This window comes from Paenibacillus sp. J22TS3 (assembly GCF_018403205.1).
GTDB lineage: Bacteria > Bacillota > Bacilli > Paenibacillales > Paenibacillaceae > Fontibacillus > Fontibacillus tuaregi.
Map to the genome: position 1 here is coordinate 397,306 of NZ_BOSF01000002.1, position 18,889 is coordinate 416,194.

Genomic DNA, 18,889 nt, shown 5'->3' on the forward strand with positions numbered 1-18,889 from the left:
AAAAAACCATATACCAGGAGGTTTCGATGAACCCTTCATATCTGAAGAAATACGTCGAGATGCATCCCGGCAATAAGATGGCTTGGTATCTGCTGGGTAAAGAATATGAGCGAAGCGGTCAGGTCGGGAAGGCGAATTACTGCTTCAATAAAGCGGGTCATATTTATGAAGCATTTGAGAGCAGCAAGGTTCCCGCCGAGGTGTGGAAGGAATATGAAGCGAAGCTGCTTGAAGCCTCGGCGCAGAAGGAACGAAGAAGCCGCCGAAAGCGTAAGCTGCTGTTAGCCCTGATGATTCTGCTCCTGATGTTTATTCCTTCGATTGATGATCCAAGCATCGCTGAGAATTCCATGGTGGCTGTGGATACATCTTCGATCGAAGAGGATTATCTGACGCTGCCTGTTCAGGAGGTGGACAATCCGTCAGCACCTGTCAAGGGACCCCGCGCGGCTTCGTTGGCATTTACGGCTAAGGCCTATGGCGGCGGGGCGGGAAATAAAGCCCTTGGGGAACTGATCATGGGCAAGGGACCGCAGGCGCAACTAACAGCCGTACTTGGGATGCGGCAGCACGGTAAGTGGCTGCTGTGGAAGCGTGACATGCCGGTGATGTTCACGGTGGAGAGAGACCCGGCCAGCGGCAGAGCAGCCGTGCAGTCTTATGACGCGAAGAGCTGTGAGTGCAAGCCGCCGGATGAGGGCCCGCTTCGAAAGAAGGCCAACCAGTGGACGAAGGAGCAGGAAGCAAGCGCGGTTGTGACTTCCGCGGTAGAGCATTTCAGGCAGAAGAACGGCAGGAAGCCCGCAAAGCTGGGAGAGCTCGTCAAGCCTTACCCGGACAACTGGATTGCCGGAAGCAGTCCCGAGCTGGAAGCTGCCTTCGAACAGGCTGTTCAGGAGGACCATGATCCGTCTGGAACAGGGGCAAATGGGAGCTCGAAGGGCGGCTCGACGAAGAGCGCTGCTGGGACTGATGGGCGGACCCGCAGCAATGCGCATGCTGGCAGCAAACCATTTTTTAATGAGCCTTTGGAGATTTTGGTCGACAAGACCAGCCACCGTCTGGCCTTGGTCAGCGGGAATGTAATTCTACGCAGCTACAAGGTAGGGCTTGGTGCGGACCGCACGCCTGAAGGTAGTTATGCGATAACAGAGAAGATTGTGAATCCGAATGGGAGGTCAAATGGGGAATTTGGCAGCAGAGGAATGCAGCTGTCAGATACGAACTATGCGATTCACGGGACGAACGAGCCGGACAGCATAGGCAAGGATGAGTCGCTCGGATGCATCCGGATGAGCAAGGAGGATGTGGAGGAGCTGTTTGACCTGGCCCCGAAGGGGACCAAGGTTACGATCGGGAAGGGGATTGTGCCTGATCTATCAGCGGACTCGGAGATGCGGTTTGTTTTGCAAGACAGACCCGATCAGACCAACCCCCACAGGACATATCACTGGCTCTTCTAGCTTCGGCTCCACAGCAGCAGGACCGTGAACACAATCACAACAACCACAAGGGATGAGCCAATCCAGATCAGCGCTTTTTTGTTGACTTCCTCCTTCTTCTGCTGAAGTGTTGGCGGTTTGCGTTTGGTTGACATCGCGCTTATTCCCCTCTCATAACTATCTTTGCATAAAATGGGTTGTTTCTTATGAGGAGCAGCCCATTCAGCTATATTGTAACGGCTTTCAAAAAGGTTGGCTATACGTTTGATTAGGCTTGTTCCCGTCAGGTACAAGACTTTTCTTTTGGGGGAGAAAACGATAAACTGAGTTATGGGGCTATAATGTCCAGCGAGAGAGGAACGGAGTGAGTTAACATTGCTATATCGTAACGTAGGCAAACCGGTGTTCTTCCGGATTGATCCGGAGAAGGCGCATCATCTTGTTATTGGCGGATTACATAAAACGTCCAGGATGCCGGGAGGAGTAACACTCCTTAACAAACTGTACGGTGTGTCCGAAACCCCGGATCTGGCCGTTGATTTGTTTGGTATCCACTTTCCGACACCGGTGGGGCTTGCCGCAGGTCTGGACAAAAATGCTGAGGCGGCTGAAGGTTTCTCAGCCATTGGCTTCGGATTTATGGAAGTGGGTACGGTGACCCCGCTGGGGCAGCCAGGAAACGAACAGCCAAGGTTGTTCCGCCTGCCGCCGGACGAAGCGCTGGTCAACCGGATGGGATTTAATAACAAGGGAGCCGAGAGCATGGCGGAATCGTTGTCCGCTCTGCCCACAAGAAGGATTCCTATTGCTATAAATATTGGTAAGAATAAGGTGACGCCGAATGAAGAGGCGCATAAGGACTACGCCAAATGCATATCGGTGCTGTATCCTCATGCGGACTTTTTCGTTGTGAATATCAGCTCGCCGAATACACCGGATCTCCGGGCGCTTCAGCATGGAAATGAACTGGCTGATCTGCTTGCGGTGGTGATGCGGGAGATGAACGAGCATAATCAGAAATCCGGCTTGAATAAGGCGGTTCTTGTAAAAATTGCTCCAGATGTAAGTAACGAAGAACTGGAGTATATGGTTAATACGATTAAGGACAGTGGAGTATCTGGGATTATTGCGACCAATACCACCATTTCCCGAGAGGGGCTGACCCACTCCAATGCCAAGGAGACAGGAGGCCTTAGCGGGCGTCCACTGAAGGAGCGTTCAACGGAGATCATTTCAAGAATATACCGCCAGACAGAAGGCAAGCTGCCGATCATTGGATCGGGCGGCATCTTTGACAGCAAGGACGCTTATGAGAAAATTCGTGCTGGCGCCAGTCTGGTGGAGATTTATACCGCACTTATTTATGAGGGGCCAGAAATTAACCGCCGGATACACCGCGGGTTGCGGGAGCTGCTTGCCCGTGACGGGTTCACTCATATATCCGAAGCGGTGGGCGCGGACCACCGCTGATATGCCGGAAATATAGAGAGGAGGCAACAGAATGGATGGCAGAGATTGGGGAACATTTTTGCTTCCGTATGAACAGGCAGTTGAGGAGTTGAAGGTTAAGTTCAAGACGATGCGCTCAGAGCTCAAGAAACGCGAAGAGTATGCGCCGATCGAGTTCGTGACCGGACGGGTTAAGAAGATTTCCAGTATTCTGGACAAAGCGAAACGTCTGAATGTCTCTATGGATAATCTGGAGACGGGGATCGAGGACATCGCGGGAATCCGGATTATGTGCCAATTCGCGGAGGATATCCGGCGGGTGGCTGAATATATTCGTAACCGGAAAGATCTGAAGGTTCTGTATGAGAAAGACTATATTACAAATTATAAGGACAGCGGGTACCGCAGCTTCCATATGATTGTTGAATATCCGGTGCAGACAGCACTCGAACAGAAGATTGTACTGGCCGAGATTCAGATCCGGACACTTGCGATGAATTTTTGGGCGACCATCGAACATTCGCTTAATTATAAATACCGGGAGAGCCTGCCCGGGGAAATGCGCGAAAGATTGAAGAAAGCTGCGGAAGCCGCTTTTGTGCTCGATAATGAGATGTCCAGCATCCGTCAGGAAATTCTGGATGCCCAGAAGTCCTTCGAGGATGACTCCAGCCTGGTGGCTGAAGCACTGAAAACTATTCACCAGCTGTATTTCTATCATTTGATCAGCGAGGCCATTCAAGCACAGCGGCGTTTCAACGAGCTGTGGGAAGCGAAGAACCTGACTGGAATGAAGGAGCTTGTGGAGGACGTGAAGGCGCTGCTTAAGGCGGCCCGCAAAGGGGAGGGAACGGATGAAGTATGATCCGCTGTACTTGGCGTATCTGATCTATTTCAACCGGGACCGTGATTATTTTGAATGCCATGAGGTGCTGGAAGAACTGTGGCTTGCCCAGGGACGGGAACCTCTTTATAAAGGATTGCTTCAGGTGGCTGTCGGAATGTTTCATTTCCGCAGGGGGAATTTCAAAGGCAGCAGCAAAATGCTGGTCTCGGCTGTGGATAAGCTTGAAGCATACGGAGATGAATGTTTGGGGATCAACTTGGGCCGGCTGAGGAGAGAGATCCAGCAGTTGTCTGAAAAGCTTGCTGGTCCGGTGCCGCCGGCATATGCCGATCTGACCATTGAAATCATAGATGATGAGCTGCTTCGCGCAGTTGAGACGGCCTCTTCGGAAATACGTCCGAACGAGCCGATTCAGATCCATCCTCAGCGGGGCGAGAAGCATGCGCTCCGGGAGAAGAGGATGCTTGATAAATAGATATGCGCCGGCCCGCTGCCTGATCACTTAGGCGGCGGGCCGCTTGCAGGTTAGAGGGGATGTTATGATGACCGTATATTTGCCTACGGCGTTCTTGGAACGTATGAAGAGAATGCTTGGAGAGGAGTACCCGGCATTCCTTGCTTCTTATGAGAAACCTCATTATGCCGGGGTGCGGGTCAATCCGCTCAAAATTGCACAGGATGAATTCGAGAGTGTGGTTCCTTTCCCGATGAAACCCATCCCCTGGTGCGGAACGGGGTATTATACGGAAGAGGGCCTGAAGCCGGGGAAACACCCGTATTATCATGCTGGGCTCTATTATATTCAGGAGCCGAGTGCGATGGCACCGGTAGAGGCGCTGGACGTTCAGCCTGGAGACCGGGTGCTTGATCTGTGTGCGGCACCGGGAGGAAAGTCGACGCAGATTGCCGGGAAGCTTGAGGGAACAGGGCTTCTCGTTACGAACGATATCAGTGCGGACCGGACCAAGGCGTTAGCCAAGAATGTGGAGTTATATGGTGTGCGCAACGCAGTGGTGCTTAATGAATCGCCCGAGCGAATAGCGGAGGCGTTTCCGCACTTTTTTGACCGGATCTTGATTGATGCTCCCTGCTCGGGGGAGGGGATGTTCCGGAAGGAGCCGGACATGGCACGTCAGTGGGAGAAGCATTCTGTGGAGAAATGTGTAAGCATGCAGCGGGATATCCTGGCCAGCGCAGCAGATCTGCTCGCTCCTGGCGGAACTATTGTATACTCCACCTGCACCTTCGCCCCGGAGGAGAATGAGGGGATGATCGCTTCGTTTCTGACTTTGAACCCGGAATTCAGGGTTATTCCTATTCCGGAAGAGTGGGGAATTTCAGGTGGACGCCCGGATTGGCTGGAGCTTATAAGTGCTGGTGACAAGCATGAGGTCTGGAGTGAAGAGGCCTTACGGCAAACCCGGAATTGCGGAAGACTATGGCCTCACAAAATCCATGGTGAGGGTCATTTTGTCGCTATACTCCGTCACCAGGGCGCTGGAAGTACAGCTGAGTCCCTGAACGGAAGCCGCACTGAAAGCGGCGGTCAAGTGAGCCTAAGTATAGCGCCGCCAGTTCAGGCTCAAGGAAAGAGCAATCCTAAGGCAGAACGGCTTGTGAAGGCCAAGCCCGTTAAAAGCAAGGGAGATGCCCGTTCCGCGAAAAAGGGGTTTGAGGAGCAGGACCCGCTTGTCAGCTGGCGTGAGTTCTTATCTGGTAACTTGAATCTCGAAGCCGCAGGCGGTCCGATATTTTACGGAGGCAACGTATATCTCTCTGTGTTCGCCAAGGAGCGGCTGAATGGCCTGAAGACGGTACGTCCGGGATGGTATGTGGGTGCGGTGAAGAATGGAAGATTTACGCCGGGTCACCCGCTTGCCGTGGCTCTTCGCCCCGAAGAGGCTAAGCGGGTGCTCTCCCTGTCCTCCAGGGACGGGGAGGCTGTGCATTATCTGAAGGGAGAAACGCTGATGATTCCGGCTGAGCGGATTGAATGCCGAAGTGAGGCGAAGCCCAAAGGGTATGTGCTCGTGTGCATAGATGGTTATTCAGCCGGATGGGGCAAATGGCAGGACGGTATGCTGAAGAATGAATATCCTGCAGGATGGAGGTGGACGTAAAGCGACATGAGTAAAGGCAGAACAACACTACGGGTGGACAAAATCCTCAGCCATCTTGGACTGGCCACCCGCTCGGACAGCAAGAAGCTGGTTAAACAGGGAAGAATCCTGGTGAATGGCCTTGTCATTAAAGACAGTGGCCTGCAGGTCGACCCCTATCATGACAAAATTGAGCTGGACGGCGAGCCGGTGCTCTACAGGGAGTTTGTTTACATTATGCTTCATAAGCCTGCTGGGGTCGTCTCGGCCACTGAAGATAACCGGGACCGTACAGTTATTGATCTACTCCCGCCACAGTTCCGGGCGTTCTCCCCTTTCCCGGTAGGGAGGCTCGACAAGGATACGGAGGGTCTGCTGCTGCTTACGAATGACGGACAGCTGGCTCATGATCTGTTGTCACCACGCAAGCACGTTCCCAAAACCTATTACGCCGAGGTCCAGGGAGCAGTTGGTGATGCGGAGGCAGTTCGGTTTGAGCAGGGGGTGGATATCGGAGAAGGATATGTCACCCTTCCAGCCAAGCTTGAGGTGCTTGAACGGGTCGGAACGGAAGAGGCGACGGTCAGCAGAATTCTCCTGACCATCTCCGAAGGTAAGTTTCACCAAGTCAAGCGGATGTTTGAGGCTGTTGGCTCTAAAGTACTGTACCTGAAACGGGTCTCTATGGGGGCGCTGAAGCTGGACGAGTCCCTGCCCAAAGGGGCGTTCCGGGAACTGACTGAGGAGGAACTGGCTTCCCTTCGGTAGACGCGAAAGAGGAAACCGCAGGAACAAGGGCTCATTTTCAAGAGACAGCTTATCTTATATAATTATTTATACATAGAGAGGGTGGAGTTATGAAATACAAACTGATTGCTTTGGATGTGGACGGCACGCTGCTTGACGATAATCATGTTCTAACCCCTGCAACTGCAGAGACGATTAAGAAGGTTGCGGCTCAGGGAACAGAAATAGTGCTGTGTACGGGAAGGGCTCCACTGAGCTGTATTCCATTTATGGAATCCATGGGCCTTGAGGGATATGTCATTACTCATAACGGGGCAGCTACGGTAGATGTGGCGACCCGTAAAATTATACATGAATATGCGGTCAATCCAGCCGCACTGGAGCCGTATATCGAGTACTGCCGCAAGAATGGCATACATTTTGATATCAATACGACCTACGGTATTTATGTCGAGAAGCTGGATGAAGTCGGCCCGGATGTGCTGGACATGTATCATAAGTTCTTGATTGAACCTTTAAATCTGCCCGCTTGGGTAGACTTCACCGAGCCGATTGTGAAAATGACCGCATCCGGCTTTACGGAAGCGATGGATAAGGTTGAAGCGGATTGGAATCTGTGGACGCACGAGCTGAATATGCTGCGCAGCGGCGATTACTTCATCGATTTGATGCACCCTGAGTCCTCTAAGGGGAATGCTCTTAGGGAGCTGGCACTTCAGCGTGGAATTCCGGCGGAGCAGGTGATGGCGATAGGCAATTTCTATAACGATATCACCATGCTGACCTTTGCCGGACTAGGTATTGCCATGGATAACTCGCCGCTGGAGGTTAAGGCGGCAGCGCAGGATGTGACAGCATCCAATAATGAGGAAGGCGTGCGCCTTGCTCTGGAAAAATACTGCTTGTAGCTAATGTGCGAAAGGGGGCCGTCTCAAAAAGACGGCCCCCTGATTTTGTTTAGGGGTTAGATTTGTGTTCCAAAGGTTCCTAGGCAAACGCCCGCTCCCATGGCGGTTGGGTTGGGGTTTGGTTTCATTGAATTATTTACAATAACTGAAATCCAAAACCAAAGACAGCCGCTAGCGCGTGGCCGCGGGTCGTGCGTTGGCCAGCGTTCGTCTATTCGCAGGTTTCGGCGAAGTCCCCACCAAGAAACGAACAAATCACAGCAATCGAAGCCGTTGGAGATCAGGCGCCAACCCAAGGATACCCCCTTGGACTGGCAATTTGCTTACTCTGGCCGGGCCTTGTTCATCCCGGTCTGATTCATATTAGACGTCCTAGAAAGTCATCGCGAGCCTAACGGTTGAGCCGGAGACCTTTCGGCAGATGATTCTTCAGCTGTCCGTCACTGGCCTTGCCGAATCCGAGCGGATATCCGGAGACCGTCACAAGGACCCAGCCCCGCAGGGTACCCGGCACCGGCAGAGTCTCTCCCCGCAGATAAGCTGCCGCCTCGGCAGAATCCGGCTCCAGATTCAGCGTCCTTGCGGCTTGTTCCGCAGTGGAGGCCATAGCCAGGGCGTGGCCTGGCTGGAAGCGTCCTTTCTTGAACTCGCCAAGATGCAGGCCTGCTCTGGGCAGTTTAAGGCCATTTAACGCTTCCAAGCTGAGCTCAAGCTGGCTGCTGCGTGGAATCAGGTAGAGTGCTTCCCCGAAGAGCTCGGGCGTGCCCGTTGGCTCTTCGAATCCTGGGAGATCCTCGCGCTTCCATGCCAGGTATGCCTCCCAAGCGGCATTGATCTCCTTGCGGGACATAGCGTCACGGCCGGTTCTCCCGCGTTTGGAGTCTTTCCCCTTCCTGCCTGAGGTGCTCGTAGAGGCCTCTATCACTTCAGAAGCAGCTGCATCTTTGCGCCGTTCCAACAGAGCAACATAGTGCCCTTCCCCTTCGTGTACATGGGGCCATATGCGTTTCTCCGCGATCAGTTCCATGAACGGATAGGCTTCGATCAGGCGGGCTATCGTCTCCTCGTTCTCTTTCCTATTGAATGTACAGGTTGAGTAGGCCAGTCTTCCTCCAGGCTTAAGCATCTTAACTGCGTCCTGAATGATATCCCACTGTCTAGCCGCACAGGCATCCACGGAAGCCTCTGACCATTCGCTCACCGCATCCGGGTCCTTGCGGAACATGCCCTCTCCAGAACATGGGGCATCCAGCATGATCCGATCGAACGCAAACTGAAATCTCGAGGATAGGTCTCCGGGAGTGGATTGGGTCACCACCGCATTCGGGATTCCAAAGCGCTCAACATTCTCAGCCAGAATCTTAGCCCGCTGCGGATGGATTTCGTTGGCAATCAGCAGGCCCTGGCCTTTCATCTTCGCGGCAATTTGTGTAGTCTTGCCACCGGGAGCAGCGGCCAGATCGAGCACGGTCTCTCCCGGAAGAGGGGAGAGCAGTTCCACAGCGGACATGGCGGAGGGCTCCTGAATATAATAAAGTCCGGCAGCATGGTACGGATGTTTCCCCGGCCTTGTGCTCTCTTCGTAGTAGAACCCCTGCTCAGCCCATGGCACAGGCCTCAGGTGAAATAGCCGCTGCATTTCCTCTGATACAGGTGAAGCAAGACCCACTTTCAACGTATTGAGCCGCAGCCCGTACGTTCTTGGGTTATGGTAGCTCTCCAGGAACCTAGCGGCTTCCTCGTCTCCGAGCAGAGAGGAGGAAGCCGCTAGATAGGCTGCGGGCAGATCAAGGTTGTCCATCATTGTTAAATCTCCTTCCGGGTCCGTTTCCCTCATGAAAAATTCAAAGTATTAGCAGTTTATCATAAAGGAATTGGATTCTCAAAAGGGAAATGGATGTTCGTTCAGAGCTATGGCATAATGGAAGCACAGACTACGATTCTTGCGACACAGAATAGAGAAAGGGGCAACCCTATGAAATTACTACAGGCGCTTTTCTTCCCTCCGGAGCAGCCAGGCGGCGTATCTTCCATGATTCCTTATCTGCAGGAGAGATTTAACCCGCCCCATTGGGAGATGGATCTGTTCTCGATACCCAAACGCATCCGCAGCAAAGGCACGGAAGAGATAAAGTTCCATACCTTTGACTGGACCGAATTCGGGGATAGTCCCGTAGTGCAAAAATATATCCAGACCTACCGTGATTATTTGTGGTGGACCAAGCTGCGCATACAGCGGCCTTATGACCTTATTCATGCCCATCATCCCATTGCAGGGCTTGCCATGAAACAGACTTTCCCGGAGACCCCGGTGATTCAGACGATTCACTCCAGTTATGAGCGTGAGCTGCTGCTCAATGGCTCCATTCAGGAGGGGGGACCGGAGCAGCGGTTTCTGACTTCGATCTACAGAGAATTGGAGCATCAGACGGACGAGATGCTGACGGTGTCCCGTTCGTTTCTAGAGTATTTGTCACCTTATGTGGATCGTCCCGGTGAGATCCAGGTAATTCCCAACGGTTATGATGAAAAAAGATTTAAGCCTGTTCCTCATGACAATGAGGTTGCCCAGCTTGTGACCGTATGCAGACTTGTCCCGGCCAAGGGGCTGGACATTCTGCTTAAAGCCTGTGCGGAGCTTAAGCGCAAAGGCCATCCTTATGTGCTTCATATTATCGGGGATGGGCCGATCCGTCCTGATTTGGAAAAGATGGCCCAGGAGCTTGGGATTTATGAAGAGACCATTTTTTACGGGTATACCCTTCACCCGGAGGAATTCATGCCATTCTTCGATATTTTTGTGCTGCCCTCCCGGGCGGAGGCTTTCGGTTCCGTCTTTGCGGAAGCGGCTTTATGCTGCCTGACACTTGTAGGAACTGCAGTAGGAGGGATTGCTGAGCAAATCGAGCATGGGGCAGGAGGACTGCTTGTTCCACCGGAAGACCCGGCTGCGCTGGCAGCGGCTTTGGAATCCGTGATTCTTGATCCATCCTACCGTTATGCGCTTGCCCGCGCCGGCTGGGAGAAGGCGAAACGGGAGTATTCCATAAACCGGGCTGTACATGAACTGAAGAAGACCTATCTGAAGTATTATCCTTAGTTTGGTTTCTCATTTCGGTACAGTACCAGGTTCGCTACCCATACCAGGCTGAACAGGCCGAACAGAGGATACAATACGGACAGCAGGGAACTGAATCCGAATTGGCTCGTAAGGTAACATATTAGAAGCAAAATTACAGACAACAGCTTAGGACCGATCTTAATACGCTGCCGAATCTGGAGGGCAACCCCATATACATCCGCAACAAAAGTGCTGAAGATTTCCATAAAGATGAGCGCGACATAGATAAGCCGTACAATTGGGCCTAGATGGTTGGCGATATGCCCCATTGGAATCTCGAACTGCACGATGCCGGGCATGTGGGCGGAGAGGGCAAAGTGGCCTGCGAGCAGTAGGAAGCCGACCCCAATCCCCCCTGTAATGCCTCCCCAGACCAGCACTTTTCTGTTCTGGGTGTGGCTTCCGATAGGGACAAGCACCGCTTGGGCCATGCCGAGGTTGAAGGCTGTATACATCAGAGGGGACATCCAGGCGGCACCGACGCTGCTGTCCGTTGTGTACGTTAGGAATCTTGCAGCCTCAGGCATTCCAGCCGTGTTGCCGATAATAATTAGTGAGAGGATTAGCATTAACGGAACAACGATGGAATTCAGCTGGAGAATAGCCTGAATTCCCCGGTGGAGCAGCAGGTAGGTGCCTATAAGAGTAATCCACAGGCCTGTCTGGAAATGCAGTCCAAGGTGTTCCATGAATACAGAACCTGCACCGGCGAGCATGACACTGTTAACTCCCATCAGGACAACTAGAGTGAACAAGCTGATCCAGCCTCCCGCCCGGCTGCCAAACAAACGGCGGTTCAGGTCCTCGTAGGAGGAAGCTCCGATATCATGGGCTAAGAGCATCATCTTGGTTCCAAGCCAAATGAACAGCAGGGTGGCCAGCAGGATGGTAAAAGCCCCCCACCTTCCGTATTGGGTGAAAAATTTGATGATTTCCTGCCCGGTGGCGAAACCGGCGCCCACGATGGTGCCGATATAAGTGAAGCCGATCTGAAGTACTTTTACGGCGTTTCTCATCTTTTTCCTCCTTACAGTTTCGCGGAGCCCTGTACGGGCAACATTCGAAGTACGAGACTACCGAACCTTCCGGTTCTGTGCTATATATAGTACAAGGTATGTGGATTCGGAACAGGACATGACTGCAACATGTCCATTCTTAAGCAGCGCGTGGTGTTTTATCTTTAGAAAGGTGAGATATATGTGAGTGTAATTATGTCCTATATCGCCCAATATGGTTATTTGGCTATGTTCGGACTGCTGGCATTGGGCTTTATGGGCATTCCTGTACCCGATGAGACTCTGGTGGTGACCTTCGGGGGATTAACAGCGGAGGGGCATTTTGTATTTTGGATTGCGCTTCTGATGACTTTTCTTGGTAGCATGACAGGGATGATTCTCAGCTACACGCTTGGAAGGGTTGTTGGAACGCCGCTGCTGCACAAGTTCGGGAAATGGATTTTTATTACCCCAAGCAGACTGGAGACCACAGAGAGGTGGTTCGCACGGTACGGGAATTGGAGTGTTCTCTTTGGTTACTTCGTGCCCGGACTTCGCCAGCTGACTTCATATCTGTCGGGTGTTTATCGCCTTCCCATACATGTGTATCTCATCTATGCAAGTATTGGCGCAGCTATATGGTGTTCGGTGTTTATGGCGCTGGGGGCTACAGTAGGACATCACTGGAGAAAAATGGCCTATTTCGTGCATCACCATGTCTGGCGTATAGCCCTTGTGGTCATTGTGCTTCTTCTGATTGGGGTGATTGTCTACTTGTTCATAAGACAATTTAAATTTAAAAAGATGGTGAACCTAGACCAAGAGGCACCCGAAGACGAGTCTGGGTCCACAGGGAATCCAAATAGGAAATAGGAGGGGAACCATGGAATTATTAAAACAAAGAATTTTGGAAGAAGGCGTGGTTGTATCGAATCAGGTGCTGAAGCTGGACGCTCTTCTTAATCATCAAGTCGATCCTGCCCTAACCATGGAGATGGGACGGGAGTTCGCGTCACGTTTTCGTGAAGATGGGATAACCCGTGTGGTTACCGTGGAGTCCTCAGGCATACCTGTTGCATTTGCAACGGCTTACGAGTTGGGGGTACCCTTGGTATTCGCCCGCAGAAAGAAGACGCTGTTGGCTGATCCGGAAGCGCTGTGCGAACGGGTTCCTTCGTTTACGAAAGGCATTGTAACCGACATTTTGCTGTCTAAACAATTTATTTCGGAGAATGATCGGATTTTGTTTATCGACGATATTATTGCCAACGGGGATGCGGCGCGCGGACTGGTTAAGATCATTCAGCGTTCCGGGGCTGAACTGGTGGGAGTTGGTATTGTAGTGGAGAAGAGCTTCCAGGCAGGTGGAAAAGCGATCCGCGAGCAGGGCATCCGTCTGGAGTCACTTGTGCGGATTGTCTCGTTGGAAGACGGCAAAATAACCTTTGACGAATAGGCGAAACGGAATCAAATTTGCAGGCAGTCCTTTGCAGGCCCTTTCTTTTCAGTTATAATAAAGAAGAAGTAGGGAGAGGAGGCAACGACATGGGGGAACAACAACCGGTAGTTAATGCAGAATATTTTGTTGCTAAGTTGAGTGAAGCTAAGGTTACTTTCGAGCGAGCCCTTGATTGCAAACATACAGAATTTGATGACCTTTATCCCTATATGCTGGAGCATCCACAGTTCTTTTGGTACAAACGCTATGTGGCCTGGTCACAGCTGCTGACCATTGCGGGTCTATGCGAGGATCTTTCCTTCCCTTGGAAGGAGCAGTTCAGTCCTCAGCAGGTAGCCTATATAGAAGGACGTGTGATGTCGGCGAAAGTGCTTGATTTCTGGTTTGAGAAAGAGCATGCACAAAGATAAGGATCATAACATATTTGCGGTTGTCGCCTAGATACCGCGTTCAGGCGGGTCGTTCACCGGTAACGGGAGTGGCCCGTTTTTGTATTTGTTGTTTTCAAGAGTAAAGGCTCGCTGTTGTATAGTTAAGCTTAGATATTTAACTTATCTGTTGGGCAGGAGGTGCCATACGTTAACATGATTAGTGACGAACAGTTGGATGCGTACCGGTTATCCGGAGAGAAAGTCCGGGTAGTCCGTGATGCGCTTCCGGAGAATGATGTAAGAGGAATTGTGGTAGCCTGGAGTGATACACAGGTGATGATCCGCAGGCCCAACCGGAATATTGTCAAGCTGGACAGAAATTATACGTATCAGTCGGCTAGGGAGCCGCGCATTTCTTTTGGAGAATAAAGCATATTATGATCGGCCCCGAGGCAACGTAGTAAGGAAGGCAAGTTAGGATTGCCCATCTTACGAGGAGGAAATGCCGATCATGTCAGTGCAAAACGATAAAATCAGGGAATACAAAGACGGAATCCAGGCTTTTGGAGACTCCCTGCCCGGCGTAGCTGAAGCATATCACGAGTTCACGGGAAAGGCACTTGCTTCCGGAGAATTGGATGCCAAGACCAAACAGCTGATTGCCCTGGGGATCAGTCTGTTTGCCAATAATGAAGTATGTACCTATTACCATACGGAAGAGTCCAGGTCCAAGGGAGCCACGGATGCTGAAATCCGGGAAGCGGCTGCAGCGGCAGCCGCGGTCAGCTCGGGGCATATTCTATCCCAGGGGGCAACCCGGATAGAACAGGCGCTATCGCATGGACATGTTCACCATTAGCAAGACAAGGCCTGCCTTATTTCTAAGGTGGGCTTTTTTAGTATGGGGACATGTACACGGAGGTACAGTCAAATGCACTAATGCTGCAGAGTCTGCTCGTGAACGGACACTGGAATTGGAGCGTCTGCACCGAGGTAAGCCATCATCCGGCTGGACAGTTCCTGTTGAAGAGCGGACCATAGAAAGCGCATTTCACCCTGATAACCGCGGCAAATGTAGCTTGCGGTGATTCCTTGATCATTCTGTTTGGTTTCATATACGCGGATTTTGCGTTTGAAGCATTCGTTCTGGACTTCAGACATCACCAGATTGACCCGCCGGATGCCTGAATCAATCATTTCACTGTAAATATGAGGGCTCTTCAGCATTCCGCTTTCCCGAATGATCTTCGAATCCCGCTCGAAGATTCTGCGGATAAGCTGAAGCAGCAGCCAGCTTTTAACTAATGCCAGTTCATCGGCCGTTGTACGAGGGACTGCCATATCAGAAGCCACCACCTTAATACGAACTTATGTTCTTATTTTATCCTGATTTCCGAAAAAATATCAATGGTAATAATTTTTTAATTTGGTTGTTGACTTGCTAGGATATGCGTGATAAGATATTTCTTGTCGCCGCAGAGAATACCTTTGCGAAAGACAAATGAGCGGTCGTGGCGGAATTGGCAGACGCGCACGGTTCAGGTCCGTGTGGGCTAACCCCCCGTGGAGGTTCGAGTCCTCTCGACCGCACCATATCATAAATGACAGGTTTCTGATCTGCTTTTTCTAGCAGAACGGAAACCTTTTTGTTATTTATGATATTTAGACTGATGCTCATTGCCTGAGCAGAAGAAATTCTGGAACTCTACAGAGCCCGAAGTATATTTGAATCTAAAGTCCGCTTGTGCGGGAAGTATGGGCTTAAGTTGACAGGTGAAATCATCAGAATTATACTGTCGAATAATCATTCCCTGTTTATTTTATCGAGGATTTTTTGTAGGTACAGGGAATGTATTTCAATGGGGTGGTCTGATGAAGAAAACACTAATCTGGGCAAAACTTTTCACGGGGGATAGCGCCTACTAGCCCATAAACCAGCGTGTTTCCCTTTAAAAGGGGTATTAAATTGAATAATCCATTTTTACAGACTGACTATGAACTTATGGTAACCCAAGTAAACGTCCTATTTAAGCACAACGAGGTTGGGCGAATGACCACAATAAACCAACCTAGTGTTGAGAGCGCACCTCGATTTTTCATGGGTATCACCAAACAAGGTAATGTTGCAGGGTATCATGAAACACTGGATGAAGACGTTAAAGATGAATTGGAACAGTTTGTCGAAAAAGCACCTTGGGTAGATGCTCCAAATAGAGTTAATATAGCTGATATTATACGTATTTTAAATAAGGAGAGACCTGTTGATCATGTCTATCTTGGGCCAGCCTATGTCTTCCCTGACATGAGAGGTCGTTCGACACAAGCGATAAAAATTACGCAGATGAATATAGAACTTTTAGAACCTTATTTTTCTGATTTTGTCAATGATGTTATCTTTGGACAGCCTGCTTTTGCAGTTATTCGAAATCAAGCTGCCGTGTCCTTGTGCAGCAGCGCTAGAAGCTCATCTATTGCTGCTGAAGCGAGTTTACACACCGCCGGGGATTTCCGCGGCAGAGCCTATGGTATGGAGGCAGCGACAGCCTGGGCAGCCGAGATACAAAATCAGGGGAGGGTTGCTTTATACAGCACCGCATGGAGCAATCTTGCCTCTCAAGCTGTAGCAAGAAAGTTGAAACTTAGACAGTATGGAGTGGATTTAGACTTTAGCTAATGTGTAGAGATTGCAACTAAGGATTCTCTAAATGGCTCCCTCAGTTTAGGGAGGGCTTTATGAGCAAGAGTGTAAGCAATGATAGAGAGCCGGCTGGGTTCTGGTAGCGTTCTCTCTGAGTTCTCGCAAACTTCCAAAATCGGCCGCTTTTTGATGATTTTCCGGGAAGCCTTGCGGCGCTTGGAAAAGACGAAAAAACCCGCGAAAACCTTGATTCTACAAGACTCTTCGCGGGTTTTATGTTCCTCATCCTTAACTTGTTGTGCGCTAGGTTCCCAATTACATATGCGGTTCAGGTCCGTGTGGGCTAACCCCCCGTGGAGGTTAGAGCCCTCGACCGCATTAACTTAAATTTTGAAAGGGGTGTCATATACTTAATGTTTATCCCATCATTTGAAGACGAAACACTTGACCGAACCTTATCCTTATTTGTAAATGATATCCAATTGATTCTTAATATGAAGTTACAGAGCATTTACCTCTACGGTTCTGCCCTTCATAATGATTTATCTCCGGGATACGGGGATTTGGATTTTCTCGTATTAATTGGAGAGGACCTTAACCAAAATGAGATTGAGCTTCTAAATAATTTAAGAGCAGTTTATAGATCGTCCCCTCTTAGAATAACCGTTGGTAACCAGAAACCCAATCTTTACACCGATATGCTTGAGGGTGCCTTTCTTACGGTTAATATGCTGAATGGGAGAAAGGGATGTGGCTTGTGGTGGGGAACAATGCGCGAAACCATCTGGATGGAGAATCAATTAGATATATTCACTCAGTACACGATCAAGGAGCAGAGTATCTTGTTATATGGCGAGCCCCAGCAGGATAATATACCCTCGTACTCGAGGGAAGAGTTCATTATTTTCCTTAAGGAATATGCCACGTGCATGCGGATGTACGGCAAGGGAAATAGTCTACATTCAGTGGACTGGCTACTGTTAGCTTCCAAGTTTATAGCTTGGTGGCAGGAAGGTAACATTTTGTCTAAAAGCCAAGCGGCAGACTGGGGATATTTACATCTTAATGGACGATGGAAAGAGAACTTGAAGAGATGCAAGAAGCTAAGGAAGGACCCATCCATGGTAACACTACTTGAGTATTCCGAATGGCTAAGTAATTTGGGGCCAGCGATTATAGAAGCATCACATGATCTGGATAGAATCCTCGAAACAGATAACTTATCCGCTAACGGAGAACGAATAGTTGAACAAAGGTAAAACCACTCTCTGGAGGAGTAATAAATATTCGGAATCAAAATTGAGAACTTCTAGGATCGCCGGGAATAACGCAATAGGCTTCCAAGCTGCTCACTGGGCAGTATGGAAGCCTATTTTTTGTATGTTTAATAAATATAATAAAAAGACCTGACAGAAAAACTGCCAGATCCCTGATTTTTGGATTTTTGCACTCATCCATAATTGGATAATAACCTTGTCGGTTCGGTCTACAACATTATTTTATCTGAACCCTATCCCTCACTTTTGGGTATTGCTAGCGGAATTAGCAGCGGGTTGTTTTTGTTCAGGCACTTGCGGACTCGTATTAAAGTCGACTGGAGTAATATCTTCCGCTTTCCACACGGTGCCTCTTTTCTCATACTCAAATAACTTTTCTACGGAATTCGCAACTTGGGGTCCCAATTCACGATCAACCAAATACAAAGCCACGTCCAGTCCCGAGGTCACGCCTCCCCCACTCACGAAACGGGGGCCATCTTCAACGACTCTTGCCTCAATCGGGATTGCGCCGAGAGCTCCCAATGCAGCCATGCCTATATGATTGGTCACCGCATGTCTATCTTTTAACAAACCTTTCATGGCTGGCAGCAATGTGCCTCCACATACCGTAGCCACAGTGACTTCCTTATTGTCAAAAGCCTGTTTCAACATATCCGGTAGGCCTGTCTTCATGGCCTGCTTTAATATATTTGGAATAGCGTCTTCCGAATTCCCCGCCGGTTTGCCTGAAGCCCCAGGCACCAAAATAATTCCCGGACGTTTTGGGTCCAATGCGGCTTTAGCTTCGAGAGAGGGACCATTCAGACCGCTTGGGACAGAACGCTTGCCTTCTGCAGAAACCAATTCTACAGTAATTGCTCCTTTTGTGTACATGCCCGCGGCAGCGAATACTTCGTAGGGCGCTAAGGCGTCCAGCAGATCGAACCCATCGAATAAAACGATTTGAACATGCGTGCTTTTGTCTTTAGATGCCTTATTATTTTCATTTGGTTTGGCACTTGCTGTAGAGGAAACCAGACTTAGAACTAGTGCCAAAGAGGTAAGCAATCCTAGTATTTTTTTCATCTTATACCTGTTCCTTTCGATTTGTTATTTTATCAAAAGATCCTTCAGCCTGCGATATTCCGTCTCGTCAATTTCACCCCTGGCCATTCGGCTTTTTAGAATCGATGTGATGTCACGATCCTTTTGATTGTAGTCCCAGTCCCGCCGGTGACGAATCGCATAAATTCGAAGTGCCACAAAACAAAAAAGCGTGAGACAAAATAGAACTCCGAATGGAAAAAATGAGAAATTGCCATGTTCCAATCCCATTGAAAACCTCCTTCATCCAGTCTACTGCGTGGAGGACAAGTCACTAACCGCGATATTTGCCTTCCTTGTACGCAAGAAGAATCATATCAAATGAATATCTCAAACAAAGGTGTAAAAAGGTCACAAAACAATAAACACTTCATCGCAAATCGGGTGGATAACGTTAGTTTTCTGATTGATTTGAGCTATGTAATCCAAATGAGCGTAAAAATTAGCTGT

General features: G+C 50.0%; 21 protein-coding genes and 1 tRNA gene. 16 read left to right on the plus strand and 6 right to left on the minus strand.

Features of this window, described 5'->3' with window-relative positions; genetic code table 11:
- Positions 1 to 26 precede the first annotated feature (26 nt).
- Positions 27 to 1,463, plus strand: coding sequence for a L,D-transpeptidase (locus tag KJS63_RS07705; RefSeq protein ID WP_213618615.1), 1,437 nt, complete (start codon positions 27 to 29; stop codon positions 1,461 to 1,463).
- Here the strand turns inward: KJS63_RS07705 and KJS63_RS07710 are convergent.
- On the minus strand, positions 1,460 to 1,597 hold the full coding sequence (locus tag KJS63_RS07710; RefSeq protein ID WP_213618616.1) for a hypothetical protein: 138 nt from the start codon (positions 1,595 to 1,597) through the stop codon (positions 1,460 to 1,462). The genes KJS63_RS07705 and KJS63_RS07710 overlap by 4 nt on opposite strands.
- A 220-nt stretch (positions 1,598 to 1,817) precedes the next feature.
- Here KJS63_RS07710 and KJS63_RS07715 point away from each other — a divergent pair, with 220 nt between their 5' ends.
- The 6 genes from KJS63_RS07715 (at position 1,818) to KJS63_RS07740 (ending at position 7,492) form a co-directional block, all read left to right on the plus strand.
- Entirely contained in the window at positions 1,818 to 2,912 is a 1,095-nt protein-coding gene (locus KJS63_RS07715) for a quinone-dependent dihydroorotate dehydrogenase (RefSeq protein ID WP_213618617.1), read from the plus strand.
- A 31-nt stretch (positions 2,913 to 2,943) separates the two neighbouring features.
- The gene (yjbM, locus tag KJS63_RS07720; RefSeq protein ID WP_068619680.1) at positions 2,944 to 3,756 is read left to right on the plus strand and encodes a GTP diphosphokinase; all 813 of its coding nucleotides are present in this window, start codon (positions 2,944 to 2,946) and stop codon (positions 3,754 to 3,756) included.
- Positions 3,746 to 4,213 (plus strand): DUF309 domain-containing protein, encoded by a 468-nt coding sequence (locus tag KJS63_RS07725; RefSeq protein ID WP_213618618.1) that lies wholly within the window; start codon positions 3,746 to 3,748, stop codon positions 4,211 to 4,213. Before yjbM ends, KJS63_RS07725 begins: the two co-directional genes overlap by 11 nt.
- A gap of 67 nt (positions 4,214 to 4,280) precedes the next feature.
- A complete protein-coding gene (locus KJS63_RS07730) occupies positions 4,281 to 5,858 on the plus strand; it encodes an RsmB/NOP family class I SAM-dependent RNA methyltransferase (protein WP_213618934.1) in 1,578 nt (525 codons plus the stop codon).
- Positions 5,859 to 5,864: 6 nt separating this feature from the next.
- Entirely contained in the window at positions 5,865 to 6,605 is a 741-nt protein-coding gene (locus KJS63_RS07735) for a pseudouridine synthase (RefSeq protein ID WP_213618619.1), read from the plus strand.
- Positions 6,606 to 6,694: 89 nt separating this feature from the next.
- Positions 6,695 to 7,492 (plus strand): Cof-type HAD-IIB family hydrolase, encoded by a 798-nt coding sequence (locus KJS63_RS07740; RefSeq protein ID WP_213618620.1) that lies wholly within the window; start codon positions 6,695 to 6,697, stop codon positions 7,490 to 7,492.
- A gap of 391 nt (positions 7,493 to 7,883) precedes the next feature.
- Here the strand turns inward: KJS63_RS07740 and KJS63_RS07745 are convergent, their stop codons facing one another.
- Positions 7,884 to 9,293 (minus strand): RsmF rRNA methyltransferase first C-terminal domain-containing protein, encoded by a 1,410-nt coding sequence (locus KJS63_RS07745; protein WP_213618935.1) that lies wholly within the window; start codon positions 9,291 to 9,293, stop codon positions 7,884 to 7,886.
- Positions 9,294 to 9,467: 174 nt separating this feature from the next.
- Between KJS63_RS07745 and KJS63_RS07750 the strand changes: the two genes are divergently transcribed.
- Positions 9,468 to 10,592 carry a glycosyltransferase family 4 protein gene (locus tag KJS63_RS07750; protein ID WP_213618621.1) on the plus strand — a complete coding sequence of 375 codons (1,125 nt, stop codon included), beginning with the start codon at positions 9,468 to 9,470 and terminating at the stop codon, positions 10,590 to 10,592.
- On the opposite strand, the gene KJS63_RS07755 is transcribed toward KJS63_RS07750, so the two are convergent.
- Positions 10,589 to 11,629: a YkvI family membrane protein gene (locus KJS63_RS07755; protein ID WP_213618622.1), complete on the minus strand. Its 1,041-nt coding sequence runs from the start codon at positions 11,627 to 11,629 to the stop codon at positions 10,589 to 10,591. The two genes, KJS63_RS07750 and KJS63_RS07755, sit on opposite strands and share 4 nt — an antisense overlap.
- 183 nt (positions 11,630 to 11,812) lie before the next feature.
- Here KJS63_RS07755 and KJS63_RS07760 point away from each other — a divergent pair, with 183 nt between their 5' ends.
- The 5 genes from KJS63_RS07760 (at position 11,813) to KJS63_RS07780 (ending at position 14,297) form a co-directional block, all read left to right on the plus strand.
- Positions 11,813 to 12,481, plus strand: coding sequence for a DedA family protein (locus KJS63_RS07760; protein WP_068619673.1), 669 nt, complete (start codon positions 11,813 to 11,815; stop codon positions 12,479 to 12,481).
- Between the two features lie 10 nt (positions 12,482 to 12,491).
- Positions 12,492 to 13,064, plus strand: coding sequence for a xanthine phosphoribosyltransferase (locus KJS63_RS07765; RefSeq protein ID WP_213618623.1), 573 nt, complete (start codon positions 12,492 to 12,494; stop codon positions 13,062 to 13,064).
- An 89-nt stretch (positions 13,065 to 13,153) separates the two neighbouring features.
- Positions 13,154 to 13,477 carry a hypothetical protein gene (locus KJS63_RS07770; RefSeq protein ID WP_068619671.1) on the plus strand — a complete coding sequence of 108 codons (324 nt, stop codon included), beginning with the start codon at positions 13,154 to 13,156 and terminating at the stop codon, positions 13,475 to 13,477.
- Positions 13,478 to 13,651: 174 nt separating this feature from the next.
- Positions 13,652 to 13,867, plus strand: coding sequence for a hypothetical protein (locus tag KJS63_RS07775; RefSeq protein WP_213618624.1), 216 nt, complete (start codon positions 13,652 to 13,654; stop codon positions 13,865 to 13,867).
- Positions 13,868 to 13,949: 82 nt separating this feature from the next.
- Entirely contained in the window at positions 13,950 to 14,297 is a 348-nt protein-coding gene (locus KJS63_RS07780; protein ID WP_068619669.1) for a carboxymuconolactone decarboxylase family protein, read from the plus strand.
- A gap of 77 nt (positions 14,298 to 14,374) precedes the next feature.
- Here KJS63_RS07780 and KJS63_RS07785 read toward each other — a convergent pair whose 3' ends face one another.
- Positions 14,375 to 14,779 carry a YhjD family protein gene (locus KJS63_RS07785; protein ID WP_068619668.1) on the minus strand — a complete coding sequence of 135 codons (405 nt, stop codon included), beginning with the start codon at positions 14,777 to 14,779 and terminating at the stop codon, positions 14,375 to 14,377.
- 164 nt (positions 14,780 to 14,943) lie between these two features.
- Between KJS63_RS07785 and KJS63_RS07790 the strand changes: the two genes are divergently transcribed.
- The 3 genes from KJS63_RS07790 to KJS63_RS07800 all read left to right on the plus strand — a co-directional run bounded on the left by KJS63_RS07790 (position 14,944) and on the right by KJS63_RS07800 (position 17,335).
- Positions 14,944 to 15,031 (plus strand) — tRNA-Leu (locus tag KJS63_RS07790).
- A gap of 373 nt (positions 15,032 to 15,404) precedes the next feature.
- Positions 15,405 to 16,112 carry a GNAT family N-acetyltransferase gene (locus KJS63_RS07795; RefSeq protein WP_213618625.1) on the plus strand — a complete coding sequence of 236 codons (708 nt, stop codon included), beginning with the start codon at positions 15,405 to 15,407 and terminating at the stop codon, positions 16,110 to 16,112.
- Positions 16,113 to 16,489: 377 nt separating this feature from the next.
- The gene (locus KJS63_RS07800) at positions 16,490 to 17,335 is read left to right on the plus strand and encodes a hypothetical protein (protein WP_213618626.1); all 846 of its coding nucleotides are present in this window, start codon (positions 16,490 to 16,492) and stop codon (positions 17,333 to 17,335) included.
- Between the two features lie 258 nt (positions 17,336 to 17,593).
- Here the strand turns inward: KJS63_RS07800 and KJS63_RS07805 are convergent, their stop codons facing one another.
- Complete coding sequence (locus KJS63_RS07805; protein WP_213618627.1) at positions 17,594 to 18,421, minus strand: DJ-1/PfpI family protein; 828 nt, start codon at positions 18,419 to 18,421, stop codon at positions 17,594 to 17,596.
- Between the two features lie 24 nt (positions 18,422 to 18,445).
- Positions 18,446 to 18,670 carry an SHOCT domain-containing protein gene (locus KJS63_RS07810; protein ID WP_213618628.1) on the minus strand — a complete coding sequence of 75 codons (225 nt, stop codon included), beginning with the start codon at positions 18,668 to 18,670 and terminating at the stop codon, positions 18,446 to 18,448.
- Between the last annotated feature and the right edge of the window lie 219 nt (positions 18,671 to 18,889).

Bases quoted from the DNA above. Each gene is read 5' to 3' on its own strand.
- KJS63_RS07705 (WP_213618615.1), top strand. From the start codon at position 27: ATGAACCCTTCATATCTGAAGAAATACGTCGAGATGCATCCCGGCAAT.
- KJS63_RS07710 (WP_213618616.1), bottom strand. From the start codon at position 1,597: ATGTCAACCAAACGCAAACCGCCAACACTTCAGCAGAAGAAGGAGGAA.
- yjbM (WP_068619680.1), top strand. From the start codon at position 2,944: ATGGATGGCAGAGATTGGGGAACATTTTTGCTTCCGTATGAACAGGCA.
- KJS63_RS07725 (WP_213618618.1), top strand. From the start codon at position 3,746: ATGAAGTATGATCCGCTGTACTTGGCGTATCTGATCTATTTCAACCGG.
- KJS63_RS07730 (WP_213618934.1), top strand. From the start codon at position 4,281: ATGACCGTATATTTGCCTACGGCGTTCTTGGAACGTATGAAGAGAATG.
- KJS63_RS07735 (WP_213618619.1), top strand. From the start codon at position 5,865: ATGAGTAAAGGCAGAACAACACTACGGGTGGACAAAATCCTCAGCCAT.
- KJS63_RS07740 (WP_213618620.1), top strand. From the start codon at position 6,695: ATGAAATACAAACTGATTGCTTTGGATGTGGACGGCACGCTGCTTGAC.
- KJS63_RS07745 (WP_213618935.1), bottom strand. From the start codon at position 9,293: ATGGACAACCTTGATCTGCCCGCAGCCTATCTAGCGGCTTCCTCCTCT.
- KJS63_RS07750 (WP_213618621.1), top strand. From the start codon at position 9,468: ATGAAATTACTACAGGCGCTTTTCTTCCCTCCGGAGCAGCCAGGCGGC.
- KJS63_RS07755 (WP_213618622.1), bottom strand. From the start codon at position 11,629: ATGAGAAACGCCGTAAAAGTACTTCAGATCGGCTTCACTTATATCGGC.
- KJS63_RS07765 (WP_213618623.1), top strand. From the start codon at position 12,492: ATGGAATTATTAAAACAAAGAATTTTGGAAGAAGGCGTGGTTGTATCG.
- KJS63_RS07770 (WP_068619671.1), top strand. From the start codon at position 13,154: ATGGGGGAACAACAACCGGTAGTTAATGCAGAATATTTTGTTGCTAAG.
- KJS63_RS07775 (WP_213618624.1), top strand. From the start codon at position 13,652: ATGATTAGTGACGAACAGTTGGATGCGTACCGGTTATCCGGAGAGAAA.
- KJS63_RS07780 (WP_068619669.1), top strand. From the start codon at position 13,950: ATGTCAGTGCAAAACGATAAAATCAGGGAATACAAAGACGGAATCCAG.
- KJS63_RS07785 (WP_068619668.1), bottom strand. From the start codon at position 14,779: ATGGCAGTCCCTCGTACAACGGCCGATGAACTGGCATTAGTTAAAAGC.
- KJS63_RS07800 (WP_213618626.1), top strand. From the start codon at position 16,490: ATGTTTATCCCATCATTTGAAGACGAAACACTTGACCGAACCTTATCC.
- KJS63_RS07805 (WP_213618627.1), bottom strand. From the start codon at position 18,421: ATGAAAAAAATACTAGGATTGCTTACCTCTTTGGCACTAGTTCTAAGT.
- KJS63_RS07810 (WP_213618628.1), bottom strand. From the start codon at position 18,670: ATGGGATTGGAACATGGCAATTTCTCATTTTTTCCATTCGGAGTTCTA.